The sequence below is a fragment of the Providencia sp. Je.9.19 genome, from assembly GCF_051129765.1.
GTDB lineage: Bacteria > Pseudomonadota > Gammaproteobacteria > Enterobacterales > Enterobacteriaceae > Providencia.
On the sequence record NZ_JBCPSS010000002.1, the window covers coordinates 639,778 to 655,804 of the forward strand.

General features: G+C 41.0%; 12 protein-coding genes. 2 read left to right on the forward strand and 10 right to left on the reverse strand.

Translation table 11 applies throughout. The annotated features are described in order from the left end of the window. Positions 1-58 precede the first annotated feature (58 nt). Positions 59-673 carry a LysE family translocator gene (locus AAZR93_RS12150; protein WP_434719942.1) on the reverse strand — a complete coding sequence of 205 codons (615 nt, stop codon included), beginning with the start codon at positions 671-673 and terminating at the stop codon, positions 59-61. A 172-nt stretch (positions 674-845) separates the two neighbouring features. On the opposite strand from AAZR93_RS12150, the gene folA reads away from it, so the two are divergent. Further along, entirely contained in the window at positions 846-1,340 is a 495-nt protein-coding gene (folA, locus tag AAZR93_RS12155; RefSeq protein ID WP_294106791.1) for a type 3 dihydrofolate reductase, read from the forward strand. A 111-nt stretch (positions 1,341-1,451) separates the two neighbouring features. On the opposite strand, the gene apaH is transcribed toward folA, so the two are convergent. The 6 genes from apaH to lptD form a co-directional block, all read right to left on the reverse strand. Further along, positions 1,452-2,279 (reverse strand): bis(5'-nucleosyl)-tetraphosphatase (symmetrical) ApaH, encoded by an 828-nt coding sequence (gene apaH, locus AAZR93_RS12160; protein WP_294106793.1) that lies wholly within the window; start codon positions 2,277-2,279, stop codon positions 1,452-1,454. Positions 2,280-2,281: 2 nt separating this feature from the next. Beyond that, the gene (apaG, locus tag AAZR93_RS12165; protein ID WP_294106794.1) at positions 2,282-2,659 is read right to left on the reverse strand and encodes a Co2+/Mg2+ efflux protein ApaG; all 378 of its coding nucleotides are present in this window, start codon (positions 2,657-2,659) and stop codon (positions 2,282-2,284) included. A 19-nt stretch (positions 2,660-2,678) separates the two neighbouring features. Next, positions 2,679-3,488, reverse strand: coding sequence for a 16S rRNA (adenine(1518)-N(6)/adenine(1519)-N(6))-dimethyltransferase RsmA (gene rsmA, locus AAZR93_RS12170; RefSeq protein ID WP_294106796.1), 810 nt, complete (start codon positions 3,486-3,488; stop codon positions 2,679-2,681). Continuing rightward, positions 3,485-4,477, reverse strand: coding sequence for a 4-hydroxythreonine-4-phosphate dehydrogenase PdxA (pdxA, locus tag AAZR93_RS12175; protein ID WP_336430492.1), 993 nt, complete (start codon positions 4,475-4,477; stop codon positions 3,485-3,487). The genes rsmA and pdxA overlap by 4 nt, the downstream gene beginning before the upstream one ends. After that, the gene (gene surA, locus AAZR93_RS12180; RefSeq protein ID WP_434719943.1) at positions 4,461-5,777 is read right to left on the reverse strand and encodes a peptidylprolyl isomerase SurA; all 1,317 of its coding nucleotides are present in this window, start codon (positions 5,775-5,777) and stop codon (positions 4,461-4,463) included. Before surA ends, pdxA begins: the two co-directional genes overlap by 17 nt. 68 nt (positions 5,778-5,845) lie before the next feature. Continuing rightward, positions 5,846-8,194 (reverse strand): LPS assembly protein LptD, encoded by a 2,349-nt coding sequence (lptD, locus tag AAZR93_RS12185; RefSeq protein ID WP_336430539.1) that lies wholly within the window; start codon positions 8,192-8,194, stop codon positions 5,846-5,848. A 222-nt stretch (positions 8,195-8,416) separates the two neighbouring features. On the opposite strand from lptD, the gene djlA reads away from it, so the two are divergent. Continuing rightward, positions 8,417-9,232 (forward strand): co-chaperone DjlA, encoded by an 816-nt coding sequence (djlA, locus tag AAZR93_RS12190; protein ID WP_294106802.1) that lies wholly within the window; start codon positions 8,417-8,419, stop codon positions 9,230-9,232. Between the two features lie 216 nt (positions 9,233-9,448). On the opposite strand, the gene rluA is transcribed toward djlA, so the two are convergent. The 3 genes from rluA to AAZR93_RS12205 all read right to left on the reverse strand — a co-directional run bounded on the left by rluA (position 9,449) and on the right by AAZR93_RS12205 (position 15,981). Beyond that, entirely contained in the window at positions 9,449-10,102 is a 654-nt protein-coding gene (rluA, locus tag AAZR93_RS12195) for a bifunctional tRNA pseudouridine(32) synthase/23S rRNA pseudouridine(746) synthase RluA (protein ID WP_294106804.1), read from the reverse strand. Positions 10,103-10,332: 230 nt separating this feature from the next. Continuing rightward, complete coding sequence (rapA, locus tag AAZR93_RS12200) at positions 10,333-13,239, reverse strand: RNA polymerase-associated protein RapA (protein ID WP_434719944.1); 2,907 nt, start codon at positions 13,237-13,239, stop codon at positions 10,333-10,335. Between the two features lie 390 nt (positions 13,240-13,629). Beyond that, on the reverse strand, positions 13,630-15,981 hold the full coding sequence (locus AAZR93_RS12205) for a DNA polymerase II (protein ID WP_434719945.1): 2,352 nt from the start codon (positions 15,979-15,981) through the stop codon (positions 13,630-13,632). Positions 15,982-16,027 lie beyond the last annotated feature (46 nt).

A 16,027-nucleotide genomic window follows, 5' to 3' on the forward strand; every position in this document is an offset into this window, starting at 1 on the left:
AATGATCTAGTCGCGAGCTTACTGCTAGTGGTTACTTTTGATTAGCTAAATATCGTCATTAGCTCAGGGCGACACGAATTCCGAATGCAATTAAAATTACGCCCAGTACTCTATCGACATATTTTTGTACTTTAGATAAACCTCTGCGAACTGGTGCGCTTTGGATAAGAAATACCAGTATTGGCCAATAGATAGCACCCAAGCCCCAAATAATAAAGGCAAACCAAAGTTTTTCATTTAGGGTTGAGTCAACGCTTAATACCTGCGTAAAAATTGCCAGAAAAAACAGTGTAGCTTTAGGATTCAATACATTACATAGAAATCCCTGCATAAAGGCTTTCTTAAATGAGACTATTTCATGTTGAGTATTATTTAAGTCAACATGCTGACCTGATTGAGGTAGTAAACTTTTAATGCCAATCCAAATTAAATAGACAGCACCTGCATATTTTAAAATATTAAATAGCCAAGGTGTTGTGGTTATTAATACGGCGAGCCCTGCGACGCAGTAAGTCATGTGTAATGCAATCGCAACGATAATACCTAGTGCTGTCATTAGTGCGGCAGAACGCTGATAGCGAGCTGCATTTTTAATGATCAAGAAAAAATCAGGGCCTGGAGAAAGCATGCCAAGGGTTGCAATAGTGGCAATCATGATAGTGGTTTCGTACATTTTACGATCTCTTTGTTATGATTTGTTTTTTAATGTTATTCTGACTATTAAATTTTATTGTCCGAGTATAAGTTATTGGTTCTTGTTTAAGGAAGTTTAAATTTAGTCGACGTAGCAATTCTGTTTCCGTATAGTGTGCACAATTTTTATATTTAGCTTCTAAGGTGATTAGATGAATATTAGCTTAATCGCAGCATTGGCGATCGATCAGGTTATCGGCATGGAAAAAGCAATGCCTTGGAATTTACCTGGCGATCTGGCTTGGTTTAAACGTAATACTTTAAATAAACCAGTGATCATGGGGCGTGTTACTTATGAGTCAATTGGTCGTCCATTACCACAGCGTGTTAATATTGTATTAAGTAGCCAACCTGGTGCGGATAGCAGTGTTATTTGGGTAACATCGGTTGAAGAAGCTCTCGCAGCTGCTCAGGCCGTTGAAGGCGCCGACGAAGTGATGGTTATCGGTGGTGGTAAGGTATATCAACAATTTCTTCCACTCGCAAACAAACTTTATCTGACACATGTAGATGCGGAAGTTATCGGTGATACTCATTTTCCTATTTATGAACCTGATGAGTGGGACTCAGAATTCACGGAATTTCATGAAGCTGATGAAAACAATACGCATGGCGTTTGTTTTGAGATATTGAATAAAAGAGTTTAGTATTAATTTGATCAGTTAATTATTGAATATAAAAATGGAGCATTTAGCTCCATTTTTTATTGCTTTTTAACTCAATATTTACTGATTACATTTAAATATTAGCGAGTTAACTTATTCTTTACGACGTTTTTGATATGATTGTTGTCTGTGAAACTGTTTGGTTTCCCAGTGAAATAAGGTTAAATCGCTTCCCCAGCAACAGCCTGTATCCATTGGATAGATATGCTCAGGTGCGAATTTTCCTTCTAGCGAAGCCCAATGACCAAAAAAGATCGCGTAATCTTCAGGGATCTTACTCGGTAGTGCAAACCACGGTTTAAGTGGAGAGGGGGCTCTATCTGGTGTTTCTTTACAGACCATATCAAGCTGTCCGTTTGGAAAGCAGTAACGCATACGCGTTAATGCATTAGTACTAAAACGCAAACGTGCTAAGCCCATAAGGCTGTCTGACCAATTGTTTGGCATGTCGCCATACATAGAGTCAATAAAGAGTGGGTAAGCGTCACTGGATAATACAGCCTCAACTTCCCTTGCGCACATACGTGCCGTGTCTATGTCCCATTGAGGTGTAATACCTGCATGGGTCATGACTATTTTTTTCTCTTCATCAATCTGTAACAGAGGTTGGCGGCGTAACCAATTAATCAACTCATCGATATCTGGTGCATTTAATAATTCATCAAGATTATCTTTGGGTTTATTACGACTAATTTTACAGAAGATCCCCAATAGGTGAAGATCATGATTGCCAAGGACTATGCGAGCAGATGTACCCAGACTTTTAACATAGCGCAATACTTGAAGAGATTCCGGTCCACGGGCAACTAAGTCGCCTGTTAACCATACTGTATCTTGTTGTGGATCGAAATTAACACTTTCAAGTAAATCGCGTAGTTCACGATAGCAACCGTGAATATCACCAATAATATATGTAGACATAATTAATTAATCAGCGTTGGTATAGCGAGGCGGAAAGCAGGGATATCGACATGAAAATTATCACCCCGACCGCTAATCATGACGTAATAACCTTCCATTGTACCCATTGGTGTTTCAAGCACAGCACCACTAGTATAACGATATTCAGTCCCAGGATGGATAATCGGTTGTTCACCGATAACGCCTTCACCTTGAACTTCAGTTTTATGGCCATCACTATTAGTAATGAGCCAGTAACGGCTCATCAGTTGTATTGTTTCTCGGCCTAAGTTGCGGATGCAAATGGTATACGCAAAAACATAACGGGCAACTTCCGGCTGAGATTGACTCTCTATATAGACACTTTGAACTTTGATGCTCACATTCGGTTCATTAAGCATAGTGCCCTCCTTCAATATTCTATACTGAACGATTAGAAAGATAATTTGCCATTTTACAATAAGCTTCAACAGAGATATTTTCAGCGCGAGTGCCTGGATCAATACCTAGCATAGTGAGCTCTTCAACTGTGAATATATCACCTAAGCTATTACGGATTGTTTTACGGCGCTGATTGAATGCCTGCGTTGTAACACGGCTTAAAAATTTAATATCCTTAACAGGATATGGAATTTCACGATGTGGAATAAGCTTAACGATGGCTGAATCTACTTTCGGTGCGGGTGTAAAAGCAGTTGGTGGTACTTCCAAGACAGGCATTACATGGCAATAATATTGAGCCATTACGCTCAGACGACCAAATGCCTTGCTACCTGGACCTGCAACTAATCTATTCACCACTTCTTTTTGTAACATGAAACTCATATCGGCAATGGAGTCGGTAAAAGTGAATAAATGAAACATTAATGGTGTGGAAATATTGTACGGCAGATTGCCAAATACACGCAGTGGTTGCCCAGCTTCTTTAGCTAACTCGCTAAAATCGACTTTCATCGCATCTTGCTGGATGATCGTTAGCTTATCTTTAAGCTGTGGGTGTACGTGTAAACGGGCGGCAAGATCACGGTCAATTTCAATGACCGTCATTTTATCCATTCGGCTACCAACAGGCTCTGTTAATGCGCCTAGGCCGGGGCCAATTTCGACAACAGACTGGCCGTGTTGCGGATTCATTGCATCTACAATACTGTCGATAATAAATTGGTCAGTTAAAAAGTTTTGACCAAAACGTTTACGGGCAAAGTGCCCTTGGTGGACTCTATTATTCATGAATTCTTATGTGTCATCTGGATAGCTAACTTCAATGCGGTGATAAAACTTCCCGCATCGGCATGACCCGTACCTGCTAATTCTAGCGCTGTGCCGTGGTCGACAGAAGTACGGATAAACGGCAGGCCTAGGGTGATATTCACCGCTCTGCCGAAACCTTGGTATTTTAGCACAGGAAGGCCTTGATCGTGATACATCGCCAGTACGGCATCAGCGTCATTTAAATACTTGGGCTGAAATAATGTATCAGCAGGAAGTGGACCTATGAGGTTTATTCCTTTTTTTCTCAAGTTTTCGAGTGCGGGTATGATGGTATCAATTTCTTCTGTGCCCATGTGGCCGCCTTCTCCTGCATGAGGATTGAGGCCGCAAACATAGATATTGGGATTTTTAATGCCAAATTTGGATTGTAAATCATGATGCAAAATTGTAATAACTTCTTGCAAGCTTTGCTCGCTGATAGCGTCAGACACCTCTTTTAATGGGAGGTGTGTTGTGGCTAATGCAACACGTAGTTCTTGCGTGGCAAGCATCATAACGACACGGTCGCAGTGACTTCTTTGTGCGAAAAACTCAGTATGACCACTAAAAGGAATACCTGCATCATTGATTATTCCTTTATGTACTGGACCTGTCACAATGGCGGAGAACTCACCGTTTAAACAGCCATCAGCAGCTCTTGCTAATGTTTGAACGACATAGTCACCGTTTTGTACATCTAAGATACCGGGCGTGACTGTAGCGTTTAAGCGAACAGGAACAATCGATAAACTTCCGGGGGCTTGTGGCTCTGAGCATATATTCGCGGAATAATTTTTTAGTACTAAAGGTAAGTTAAGAAGTTTAGCTCTAGTGAGAAGTAAATCTGGGTCAGCACAAGCGACTAACTCAACATCCCACTGCATTTGAGCGAGATGAATGAGTAAGTCAGGACCGACCCCGGCGGGTTCACCGGGGGTTATAACAATTGGCTTAATTAGTTTTTTCATCTTTCTGGCTATCACGACCATCGATGACGTTTACATAAGCAGAGGCTCTTTGCTCTTGCATCCAAGTTTGTGCTTCTTCATTAAACTTGCGATTGAACAGTAAACGATAGGCTTGATCTTTTTTCGCTGCATCTGTTTTATCAACATTACGCGTATCTTCTAACTGAATTAAATGCCAGCCAAAGTTTGAAGGAACAGGTTGGCTTAGCTCACCTTTATTCAGTTTCATCAGTGCATCACGAAATGCTGGGTCGTAAACATCAGGCATATTCCAACCTAACTCACCACCTTTCAGTGCACTACCTGGATCTTCTGAGTTTTCTTTCGCTGCATCTTCAAATGAAATTTTTCCACTACGGATATCTTGTGAAATTTGCACCAGTTTTTGTCTTGCTTGCGTATCATCCATAATTGGTGATGATTTAATCAAGATATGGCGAGCTTTCACTTCAGTGACTGAAATGGGTTGATTACCACCGCTGATGTCATTAACACGCAATATGTGATACCCCACACCAGAACGGATAGGGCCTACAATGTCAGATTTTTTAGCATTTTTCAGTTGTTCAGCGAATACAACTGGGAGTTCTTGTAAACGTGACCAACCCATATTGCCGCCTTTGAGCGCTTGTGGGTCTGCTGAATAAGCAATAGCGAGCTTACCGAAGTCACCGCCTTTTTTCAGTTCAGCTAAAATTTTATTCACTAAAGCTTCCGCTTTTTGTAGCTGTTCTTGGGTTGGGTTTTCAGGTAATGGAATCAAGATATGGCTTAGATTCATGCCTTGTTCGTAGTTGGCTTGTGAATTCATTTGTTCAGCAAGAGAATCAACTTCTTGTGGCAAAATGGTCACACGGCGACGAACTTCGTTATTACGAACTTCTGAAATCAGCATCTCTTTACGAATTTCACTACGATACTGAGCCATATTGATGCCATCAGCTACTAAGCGTTTTTGCATTTGCTCAACGGTGATGTTGTTTTGGCGCGCAATATCTGCAATCGTCGCATTAACCGCTTCTTCTGGGATGTTGATTTGCATTTGGCTTGCCATTTGCAACATGATGTTATCCATCACCAGACGTTCAACGATTTGATGACGAAGAGCTTGATCATCAGGAACTTGTTGGCCAGCACCGCGTGCGTTCAATTTAACCGTGTTGATCATATTCTGGACGTCGCTTTCCAGCACAACTCCGTTATTGACGACCGCAGCCACTTTATCCATTTGCTGTGGCGCAGCTAAAGTAGCAGAGCTTGTGAACATCAGCCCCAGGATAAGCGTTCTCCAATTCTTCATAATGGTCCTATAAAATTGATTTTGATTCCGCAAAAGCGGGGTAATCGTGATATTCAAATTGTCTTTTATCAGAAAGCACGTTGATAAGGCATAATACCTTTACTTAACATTTCCTGACTACCTAAACTATGATTGTTATTTAGGCCTCTAAGTTCAACATTGATTGACCATTTATTATCATATTCACTGTTGAGCTTATCATTTTGCCAACCTACAATTTTACGTTCATAGCCAAGATTGACTGCCCAACAGCATGTGTTGTATTGCAGTCCAACAAGCTGACTTGCAGATTGTTGTTGTTTTGTATCGTAATAATATGAACCAACAAAGCCCCAACGCTCACTTAACGGCCAACTAACAACTGTACCAATTTGTGAAATACCTTGCTGGTACTCAGGTAGTGTGTCTTTTTTGAGTACGGTAGCTTGAATATAATCACGATCCACAAAACGATAATTCAATTGAATTAAGCGATCTGCATCGAAACGATATTCAGTTACCGCATTACCCATAGTGACATTACCTAGGCGGCGGTCATATTGCAATCCACCACGAATGCCCCAGTTTTCGTCAATACGCCACATTGTGTCAGTGGCCCACAGTAGTGAACCCGTATTACTTTTATCATCAATTGGGCGGTTAGTATCACCAGCGCGAGGGCGCTCGAAGTAGTAAATTTGCCCAACAGAGAAATTAAAACGTTCCGCAAGTGCATCATCATACAGGCGGGTTGTTACACCAGTTGTAAACTGATTTGCTGATGCAATACGGTCAAGACCACTATAAATTCTATCACGGAATAAACCGCTATAATCCGACTGTAATAATGAGGAGTCGAAGTTATTGATGTTGTCTTGATCTTTATACGGAATATACAAATATTGAACGCGAGGCTCTAATGTTTGTACGTAATCACTGCCTTGGTAAAGATCTCTTTCGAAAACAACTTTCGCGTCACTTTTAAACATTGGTAGGACACGAGTGATATTTTTTTCTAAGTTGCTATCTTTATTAGTGCTAGGAATATCTTGGTCATAATGCGTGGCGAACAATTTGAAGCTATTGTTCATATTCGCCCAACCATTTGATAAAGGTAAATTTACCTCGGGTTCAAGATGTAAACGCGTCGCATCAGGGTTATTTTTACCTACGCTCGTAAAGCGCGCTGCTTGTGCATAGGTATGAACATCAAATGCCCCTAAGTTATTTTTATAAAAGTTTAAATCCAGCTGTGGCTCGGCTTTATAAGCACGTCGGTTAGGGTCATCAACAAAAATTTGGAATTGTTTATGAGTTAATTTAGCATTCCAGTTAGTATCCGAATAGCCTGTACTGAATTTTTGTGTCGCATAGCCGTCAGTGGTATTACCATACTGAGAACTAAAATCAGTAAAGTATTGAGGATCACTCACTTTGGTGTAGTCAGCATTGAAGTTCCAATGCTGGTTATAGGTACCTGAATGATTCCAATAAAATAGCCAACGGTCATTACTATCTCGAGCATCACGTTTGTTACTTTCTTTATCTTTAATATAGGCACGATCATGGTTGATGAAGTCGAATGCAACCGTTCCTGTCCCCGGCGCAACTAAATAACGGAATTCATTATTGAGTTTAACACCTCGGTGAGTCATAAACTGTGGTGTGATAGTGGCATCGTAGTTAGGTGCAATATTCCAATAATAAGGCAGAGAAAACTCTAATCCATCATTAGAGGAATAACTTCCTGTTGGAATTAAGAAACCTGAGCGGCGTTTATTTCCAATTGGCAATTGCATGTATGGGCTATAAAAAATCGGTACATCACCTACACGGAAACGTGCATGCCAAATTTCTGCAACTTCTTCTTCACGGTCGATAATGACTTCAGAACCTTTGATGCTCCAACTATTGGTTCCCGGTAAGCAGGTGGTGAAAGTCCCGTTTTCCATGATGGAATAGCGGTTTTCTCCACGCATTTTCATTTTTTTTGCGTCACCGCGACCCTGACGGCCTACCATCATGTAGTTACCATCATTTACATCAGTATTTTTATTATCCAAATTAGACCAAGCTGAAGGGCCTTTTAGGATAATTTGCGGGTCATCATAATGAACATTACCCGTCGCAGTGACTTCACGAACAGGTTCAGCACCTGTTGCTTGAGTTTGTGTGAGCTTAACGTTATCAGCGGTTAATGTCTGATTTCCCTGTTGTATATCAACATCGCCTTTATATTCAACAAAGTTTGGATATTCACCTTGAACATCTTCTGCTGTTATTTGAATAGGCAAGGTGTTGGGATCGCCTTTAATAATTGGTTTAGTATAAACCGGCACGCCCAGCATGCATTGCTCAGCGAGGTCAGCATAGGCTTGCTGACTATAAATTGCCGCCCACACCATGGTGGCAAGTATTGTTGGGTAACTTTTCTTCATCATTAAATATGCGGTTCCGTCAGAGTAGGCATAGTCGGCAAACGCTCAAAGACTAACTTAGCCAATTACTTTGCGCCAGTATAATCATAAACTTTACGTGTGGGTAGTTAGAACATAGTCGTTATGAACATAGTTTATGAACATAGTTGTTATGCATAACAGCAAAATGAATAGTATGATAATGCAAAATTGCATTCTGAGCATTGAAGAATTGAGGGATATATGCACTATTGGGGCAAAATTATTGGTGTCATACTGGCAATCGTCTCTGGTTTAGGGTTTTGGGGCGCTTTAGTTGGTTTAATTATTGGGCACGGATTTGATAAAGCATCCGCACAACGTAAATTTTCGGGTGGCATGAATAAGCGTGACAGGCAGATTATTTTCTTTGCGAGCACCTTTCAAATTCTTGGTCATTTAACCAAGTCAAAAGGGCGTGTAACCGAGACTGATATACAGCTCGCTACAAATTTAATGGATAGAATGCAACTTCATGGTGAGACACGAAAAGCTGCTCAACAGGCTTTTAGGGAAGGTAAATCACCAGACTTTCCATTGAGAGATGTCCTCAAGCAATTACGTATGGCATGTTACGGTCGATTTGACTTGATTCAGATGTTTCTGGAAATTCAATTGCAAGCTGCTTTCGCGGATGGCAACTTGCATCCGAATGAAAGAAAAGTGCTGTTTATTATTGCCGAAGAATTGGGTATTTCAAAAGTTCAGTTTGAACAGTTCCTCGATATGATCCAAAGTGGCCGTCAATTTGGTCAGGGTTATTCGCAGCAGCAATCAGGTGGCTATTATCAGCAATCAAGTGGACCTACCCTTGAAGATGCTTGTAAAGTGCTTGGCGTGTCTCCGAGTGACGATCCAACAAAAATTAAACGCGCCTACCGTAAGCTGATGACTGAACATCATCCAGATAAATTAGTCGCAAAAGGTTTACCACCGGAAATGATGGAAATAGCTAAGCAAAAAGCGCAATCAATTCAAGCAGCTTATGATCTTGTGAAGAAAGAGCGTGGCTTCAAATAATTCATACCCATCATATTTCGTGCCGAAGCGTTGTTGGCTTCACTCGGTTATTCGGGGCACATATTTTTCAGGCTCCCTGAGTAGCCGAGCGATAATACGGGGTGTTTTTGGTGTGTATGGTTACGAAAAATATATTGATATAAATAATGCTCATCAAGCCGTAGTATCTAGCTACGGCTTTGATTATATAGTGCATAATCAATCGATTGAATGGAATTAAAAATCGGGCTCGCAGCTAAAATGCATCGGCGTGCCATAATCAGGATGAGTGATATAAAGCGCTTGTGCGTGAAGCTGTAAACGAGGAGCTAATGCTTTAGCTTCATCGTGAGCATAAAATCTATCCCCTAAGATAGGATGTCCCAACGCTAACATGTGAACACGTAGCTGATGTGAACGGCCTGTAATTGGTGATAATCTTACGCGAGTAGCTTGTTCTTCATATTCTAATACTTGATATTCCGTTTGCGCTGATTTTCCTGTTTCGAAACACACTTTTTGCTTTGGTCTATTTGGCCAGTCGCAAATCAACGGTAAATCAATCAATCCTTCTTCTTTTTCTAAATGGCCCCACACCCTAGCGATATAGTGCTTTTTGGGTTCCCTTTCTCTAAATTGACGCTTAAGTTCCCGCTCAGCCGCTTTATGAAGTGCAACGACCATGACACCGCTCGTAGCCATGTCTAAGCGATGAACAGATTCAGCAGTCGGATAATCACGCTGTACTCGGCTCATAATACTGTCAAAGTGCTCAGGCGCTTTACCTGGCACAGAGAGTAGATCGCTTGGTTTGTTGACAACGATGATGTGGTCGTCCTGGTAGAGGACATAGAGCCAAGGATCGGTCGGTGGATCATAAGGTAACATCATAAAATACCCGTCATACTTCAAGTTGTAGGGGTGTTGGCTTCACTCAGCCCCTTGGGTCACATACTTGTGTATGCTCCCCAAGACGTCTTCGTTTGCCGCCTACCTACAACTCGAATTATTTAGGGTAATATCCTTTTAATAATATAAATAAAATACTACTGATTTCGAGTTGTAGATCTTTAGGTTAGTCGCCGAATTACATAAACATATGACACTCGACCTTCATTACTTTATTGGTGCGTGACTACAACTAAACGAATCGCATCAAGTCGCCATGTCGCTTGCTCAATATTAGTCATTAACAGTTGGCGCTCTTCTTCAATAATCTCTAGCTCTTCATCGCGGATATTTGGATTCACCGCTTTGAGTGCTTCTAGGCGAGAGAGCTCAAGTGTTAGCGCTTTATCCGCAACTTCTTTAGCTTGTGCAATAATCACTTTTGCTTCTTGTTCAATCATTGGCTCTGAGAGGCGCAAAACGGAATGCACTTCATTTTGAACCGCATTGACTAATTTACTTGCCATATGACGATTAATGGAATTTAGCTGACGGTTAAAGCTTTCAAATTCAACTTGAGAAGATAAATTATTACCTTTTAAGTCAATCAGCAATCGCACTGGTGTTGCAGGTAAAAAACGGCTAATTTGCAAGTTTTTAGGTGCTTGAGCTTCAACTACATACACCAACTCAGTGAGTAACGTACCGACAGGTAATGCTTTATTTTTCAATAATGAAACAGCACAGCTACCAGTATCACCCGATAATACTAAATCAAGACCATTGCGAATAATCGGATGTTCCCAACTGATAAACTGTGTATCTTCGCGAGAAAGGGCCTGCTCTCGGTCAAAGGTAATAGTGCAGCCATCTTGTGGTAGTCCAGGGAAATCAGGAACTAGCATGTGGTCAGAAGGTGTTAAGATAATTAAATTATCACTTTTATCTTCTTGGTTAATACCAACGATATCAAAAAGATTAAGGGCAAAATTAACTAATTCAGTATCGTTGTCACCTGCACCAATCTCTTCTGCAAGGCGATTACCCGATTCACCACCATTTGAATGCATTTCAAGCAAGCGATCACGACCTTGCTCAAGCTGTAATTTTAGCGAGTCATGCTCTTCACGGCAGGTTTTAATAAATTCATCAAAACCATCCATCGCTGTAGGTTCAGCCATAAACTGCAATAATTGTTGATAGTACTTATCATAAATAGCACGGCCAGTTGGACAAGTATGCTCAAAAGCATCTAATCCTTCGTGGAACCAACGTAGTAGAACCAATTGTGCGGTATTTTCTAAGTAAGGTACATTGATGGTGATATCGCGATTTTGTCCAATCCGGTCTAAACGACCAATACGTTGTTCTAATAAGTCTGGATTGAAAGGCAGGTCAAACATGACTAGCTGGTTAGCGAACTGGAAGTTACGGCCTTCAGATCCAATTTCAGAGCACAATAATACCTGTGCGCCTTCTTCTTGCGATGCAAAGTAAGCTGCCGCTCGATCACGTTCTAATAACGATAAACCTTCATGGAATACTGCGGCACGAATTGCTTCACGTTCACGTAATATTTGCTCAAGTTGTAATGCTGTCGCGGCTTTGGCACAAATAACTAATACTTTTTCATGACGATTTGCCGTGAGGAAGCCCATGAGCCATTCAACGCGTGGATCAAAGTTCCACCAAGTTGCATTTTCCCCTTCAAATTCTTGATAAATTTGCTCGGGGTATAGCATTTCTTTGGCGCGTGTCTCCAGATCTTTTTTCGACCCCATAATACCTGCAACTTTAATTGCAGTTTGATATTGGGTCGGAAGTGGCATTTTTAGCGAATGTAATTCACGGCGAGGAAAACCTTTAACACCATTACGTGTGTTTCTAAATAGTAGTCGGCTAGTTCCGTGTCTATCCATCAACATATTGGTAAGCTCTTGACGTGCAGCAATGCCGTCTTCACCTTCAATGTTTGCGGCTTTTAGTAAAGGTTCAATATCTTGCTCTTTAATTAATTCATTGAGAAGATTTTGCTGTTCATTCGTCAGTTTATCGCCAGAAAGGAGTAATGATACTGCATCAGCAACTGGGCGGTAATTATCTTGTTCTGCAATAAATTCTTCATAGTCATGAAAACGGCTAGGATCAAGCAAACGCAAGCGTGCAAAGTGGCTTTCTTGGCCAAGTTGTTCTGGGGTTGCGGTTAATAGAAGAATCGAGGGAACATGTTCTGCTAATGTTTCAATGACTTGGTATTCACGACTAGGTGCGGTCTCGCTCCACTGTAAGTGATGCGCCTCATCGACAACCATCATATCCCAACCGGCTTCAACTAGTTGATCAAAGCGTTGTTTGTTGCGACGAACAAAATCAAGGGAGCATAAAACTAACTGCTCAGTTTCAAATGGGTTATCGCTATCGTGTTGTGCTTCGCTATAACGGCTATCATCAAACAGTGAAAAACGTAGGTTAAAGCGGCGTAGCATTTCAACTAACCACTGGTGCTGCAAGCTATCAGGTACGATGACTAAGATACGCTCAGCACGACCTGCCATCAATTGCTGGTGAATTATCATACCTGCTTCGATGGTTTTACCTAAACCAACTTCATCCGCAAGTAATACGCGTGGATGGTGGCGCTTGCCAACTTCATTAGCAATATGAAGTTGATGTGGGATCAAACTGGCACGAATACCTCTTAAACCAGTAGATTGGTGCTTAACTTGTTCACTATAGAATTTACGTGCGCGAAAACGTAATGCAAAGCGATCCATTCTATCAATTTGACCCGCAAATAGTCGGTCTTGCGGTTTATTGAAGGTCAGTTTACTGTCGAGAAAAACTTCTCTTAGGCTAATGTCAGCTTCTTGGGTATCTAAACGAGTACCTTTATAAGTCAGCAAACCGTTATCTTCTTCAATACTTTCAATTTGAAGCTGCCAGCCTTCATGGCTGGTAATGGTGTCACCTTCGTTGAACATGACTCGAGTAATTGGAGCGTCATTGCGTGAGTAGAGTCTATTTTCTCCACTTGCAGGGAAGAGCAAAGTCACCATACGGGCATCAATAGCCACAACGGCGCCTAATCCAAGTTCGCTTTCTGTGTCGCTTATCCAGCGTTGACCAAGGGTAAATGGCATAGGTTTAACTTAATTCCATAATTTTGATAGTTTATTTTTAGATTTTTTTAAGACAATTTTTACTAATGTCTTCGCCCTGTGTTGATAAATCCGATGTTAGTAAAACAAGGGATAATTCGAACGTTAAAAAATAGCCAGTGTCCTGTGGACAATTATTTATTCTCTATAATCCAAGCTGTATAGAGTCAACATGCACAAGCATTGAATTTCGGTAGTATAGTTGATTCTCTCGTTAAACTGTGTAGTAGTGAAGTGCGAGATATCAAAGGGGCGTTATATTAATTCAAGCGAGGCCTATCGTCACCTGTTAAAAAACGTCAATGTTATAAAGAATACTGTCAATTGCTTAAAATAAAAGCGTTGTGGGTTTAAAATAAAGGCATTAAACATTTAAAATAAAAGTGTAATTTGTCCGGTTGATATCGCGTCAAAGTCATCTTGTAAGAATGGTAAAATGGCATCCGCAATTGGTTTGATTTGCTTGGCTATATAATGTTCATAATCAGGGCGGGCAGTGACAATTTCAAGTGGTTCTGGTCCTGCTTGCGTAATAATATAGCTTATCCAGCCCCCATTTTGATACTGCTGCGGTCGCTGTAGTTTCAAATTATACTCATCGGCCTGTCGTGCTGCTCTTACATGTGGTGGTACATTGCGTTGATAATCCGACAGTTTTCGGCGTAAGCGCTTACGATAAACTAAGCGATCATCATAACGGCCTAAACGAATTGCTTGGACATATTCAAGAATAAACTCGCGGTAGGGTAATCGATGAAAAATTCGTGAATAAAGTTCTTTTTGGAAAATCTGAGCCAGTGGAGTCCAGTCTGAGCGAATGGTTTCTAGCCCTTTAAATATCATGGTGTCTTTACTGAGCCCTGCATAACGCTTTTTACTGCCCATTTCAGCACCTCGTATCGTTGGCATTAAAAAACGTCGATAGTGAGTTTCATACTCTAATTCCAAAACACCATCGAGTTGCCATTCATCGTGTAAATGCTTTACCCACCAGTCATTGACGTAATCACGTAGGTTATAACCAATTTTTTGTGCTTGTTCTTCTGTATGGGCTTCTCGTAACCAGACAAAAGTGGAATCAGTATCACCGTAGATCACTTGATAACCCTGAGATTCAATTAGCTGTTTAGTGATACGCATTATCTCGTGTCCACGTATTGTAATCGAAGCGGTTAGGCGCGGGTCAAAAAAACGGCAACCTTCAGCACCAAGCACTCCAGCAAATGCATTCATAATGATTTTTAGTGCTTGAGAAAGTGGGGCATTATGTTCTTTTTTAGCTTTATCTCTTTCTTGCCAAATGTGACTAACAATACTGGGCAAACAATGTACAGAACGTGAGAACCATGCGTTACGAAAACCTGAAACAGAGTGCTGTTGGTCTGGGTGAGCGAGTCCTTCGATCATTCCTGCCGGATCTATCAAAAAAGTACGAATTATCGACGGGTAAAGGCTTTTATAATCTAGAACCAAAACTGAATCATACAGCCCAGGCTGTGAGTCCATTACAAAACCACCCGGATTAAGCTGCTGTTTTTGTTCTGTTAAATTAGGTGCAACAAAACCAAGGCGATGCAATCGTGGAATATATAAATGTGAAAAAGCAGCCACTGAACCGCCCATTCTATCTGTGGCAAGCCCCGTTACATTTGAGCGTTCTTGTAAGAATGCCATTAAATCTGTTTTTTCAAAAATTCGATGAACTAAGATACAGTCTTGAATATTGTAGTGTGCGAGTGCGGGTTTATCATCTGCAAAGCGGCGGTTAATTTCATCCATTCGGTCATAAGGGGTATCAATAGCTTTTCCTTCCCCCAGTAATTGTTGAGCTACAAACTCTAAACTGAATGACGAAAAGTTCCATGTCGCCGCTTTTAATGCATCAATTCCATCAATGATAAGACGTCCTTGTGCGGAAGCAAAAAAAACGCCTTGTTTAAAGCCATGTTCGCGCCATTCCAGTTTTTGTCCTTGACGACCAAATAATAGTGGGATCCCATAGCGTAGTGCATGTTTTTGTAGAACCTGTAAGTCGAACTGAATTAAATTCCAGCCAATGATGGCATCGGGATCATACTGTTGCATCCATTCGTTAAGTTTATCGAGTAGTTTTGGTCTGCTATCAACGTAAACTAAACGATGATCCGAATTTAATGAAGGGCCTTGATCAGGGCCTAACATAAATACCACGCTATCATTGCAGCCCGATAAACCGATTGAGTAAAGTTCACCATATTGGCTAGTTTCTATATCGAGTGATACGGCTTTAATGATGGGACGGTATTCATCGCAAGGTTTTAGTTGATATTCACCTTGTGAATTACGCGAAAACCAGACAGGAGCTGTTATGAAGCGTTCCATGAGGTAGCGTTCACAGGGGCGAATGTCTGTTTCAAGTAACTCAACACCTAGCTCCAGACAATTTTTTTCAAGATTCTGTAATTGCCGGTATTGATGGCAATAAATGGCGTAGACTTTTTCACGTTGAAAATCCGCTAACTCAATGAGTCGATAAGAAACATTGGGTTGCTCATCTAAAAGGTGGCGAACAATAGGCAATTTAGATTCAGATAAAAAACCAATAGCTTGCTGATAAGGTACTGTGATTTTACGGGGACGATTATCGGTAAGTAACCAATAGCTGACCTCAACACCCTGACGGGTATCTCTCCAGTGACGGCTAAGAATAAAGCCTTTTTCAGCAGGGGACATGGGTTGAGGCATTAGCTTACTCGTTGAAATTATCGGCAGTCTTAATATACATCATTAG

Excerpts from the sequence above, each read along its gene's own strand:
- folA (WP_294106791.1), top strand. The coding sequence starts at position 846 with ATGAATATTAGCTTAATCGCAGCATTGGCGATCGATCAGGTTATCGGC.
- rapA (WP_434719944.1), bottom strand. The coding sequence starts at position 13,239 with ATGCCATTTACCCTTGGTCAACGCTGGATAAGCGACACAGAAAGCGAA.
- AAZR93_RS12150 (WP_434719942.1), bottom strand. The coding sequence starts at position 673 with ATGTACGAAACCACTATCATGATTGCCACTATTGCAACCCTTGGCATG.
- apaH (WP_294106793.1), bottom strand. The coding sequence starts at position 2,279 with ATGTCTACATATATTATTGGTGATATTCACGGTTGCTATCGTGAACTA.
- rluA (WP_294106804.1), bottom strand. The coding sequence starts at position 10,102 with ATGATGTTACCTTATGATCCACCGACCGATCCTTGGCTCTATGTCCTC.
- AAZR93_RS12205 (WP_434719945.1), bottom strand. The coding sequence starts at position 15,981 with ATGCCTCAACCCATGTCCCCTGCTGAAAAAGGCTTTATTCTTAGCCGT.
- surA (WP_434719943.1), bottom strand. The coding sequence starts at position 5,777 with ATGAAGAATTGGAGAACGCTTATCCTGGGGCTGATGTTCACAAGCTCT.
- apaG (WP_294106794.1), bottom strand. The coding sequence starts at position 2,659 with ATGCTTAATGAACCGAATGTGAGCATCAAAGTTCAAAGTGTCTATATA.
- pdxA (WP_336430492.1), bottom strand. The coding sequence starts at position 4,477 with ATGAAAAAACTAATTAAGCCAATTGTTATAACCCCCGGTGAACCCGCC.
- lptD (WP_336430539.1), bottom strand. The coding sequence starts at position 8,194 with ATGAAGAAAAGTTACCCAACAATACTTGCCACCATGGTGTGGGCGGCA.
- rsmA (WP_294106796.1), bottom strand. The coding sequence starts at position 3,488 with ATGAATAATAGAGTCCACCAAGGGCACTTTGCCCGTAAACGTTTTGGT.
- djlA (WP_294106802.1), top strand. The coding sequence starts at position 8,417 with ATGCACTATTGGGGCAAAATTATTGGTGTCATACTGGCAATCGTCTCT.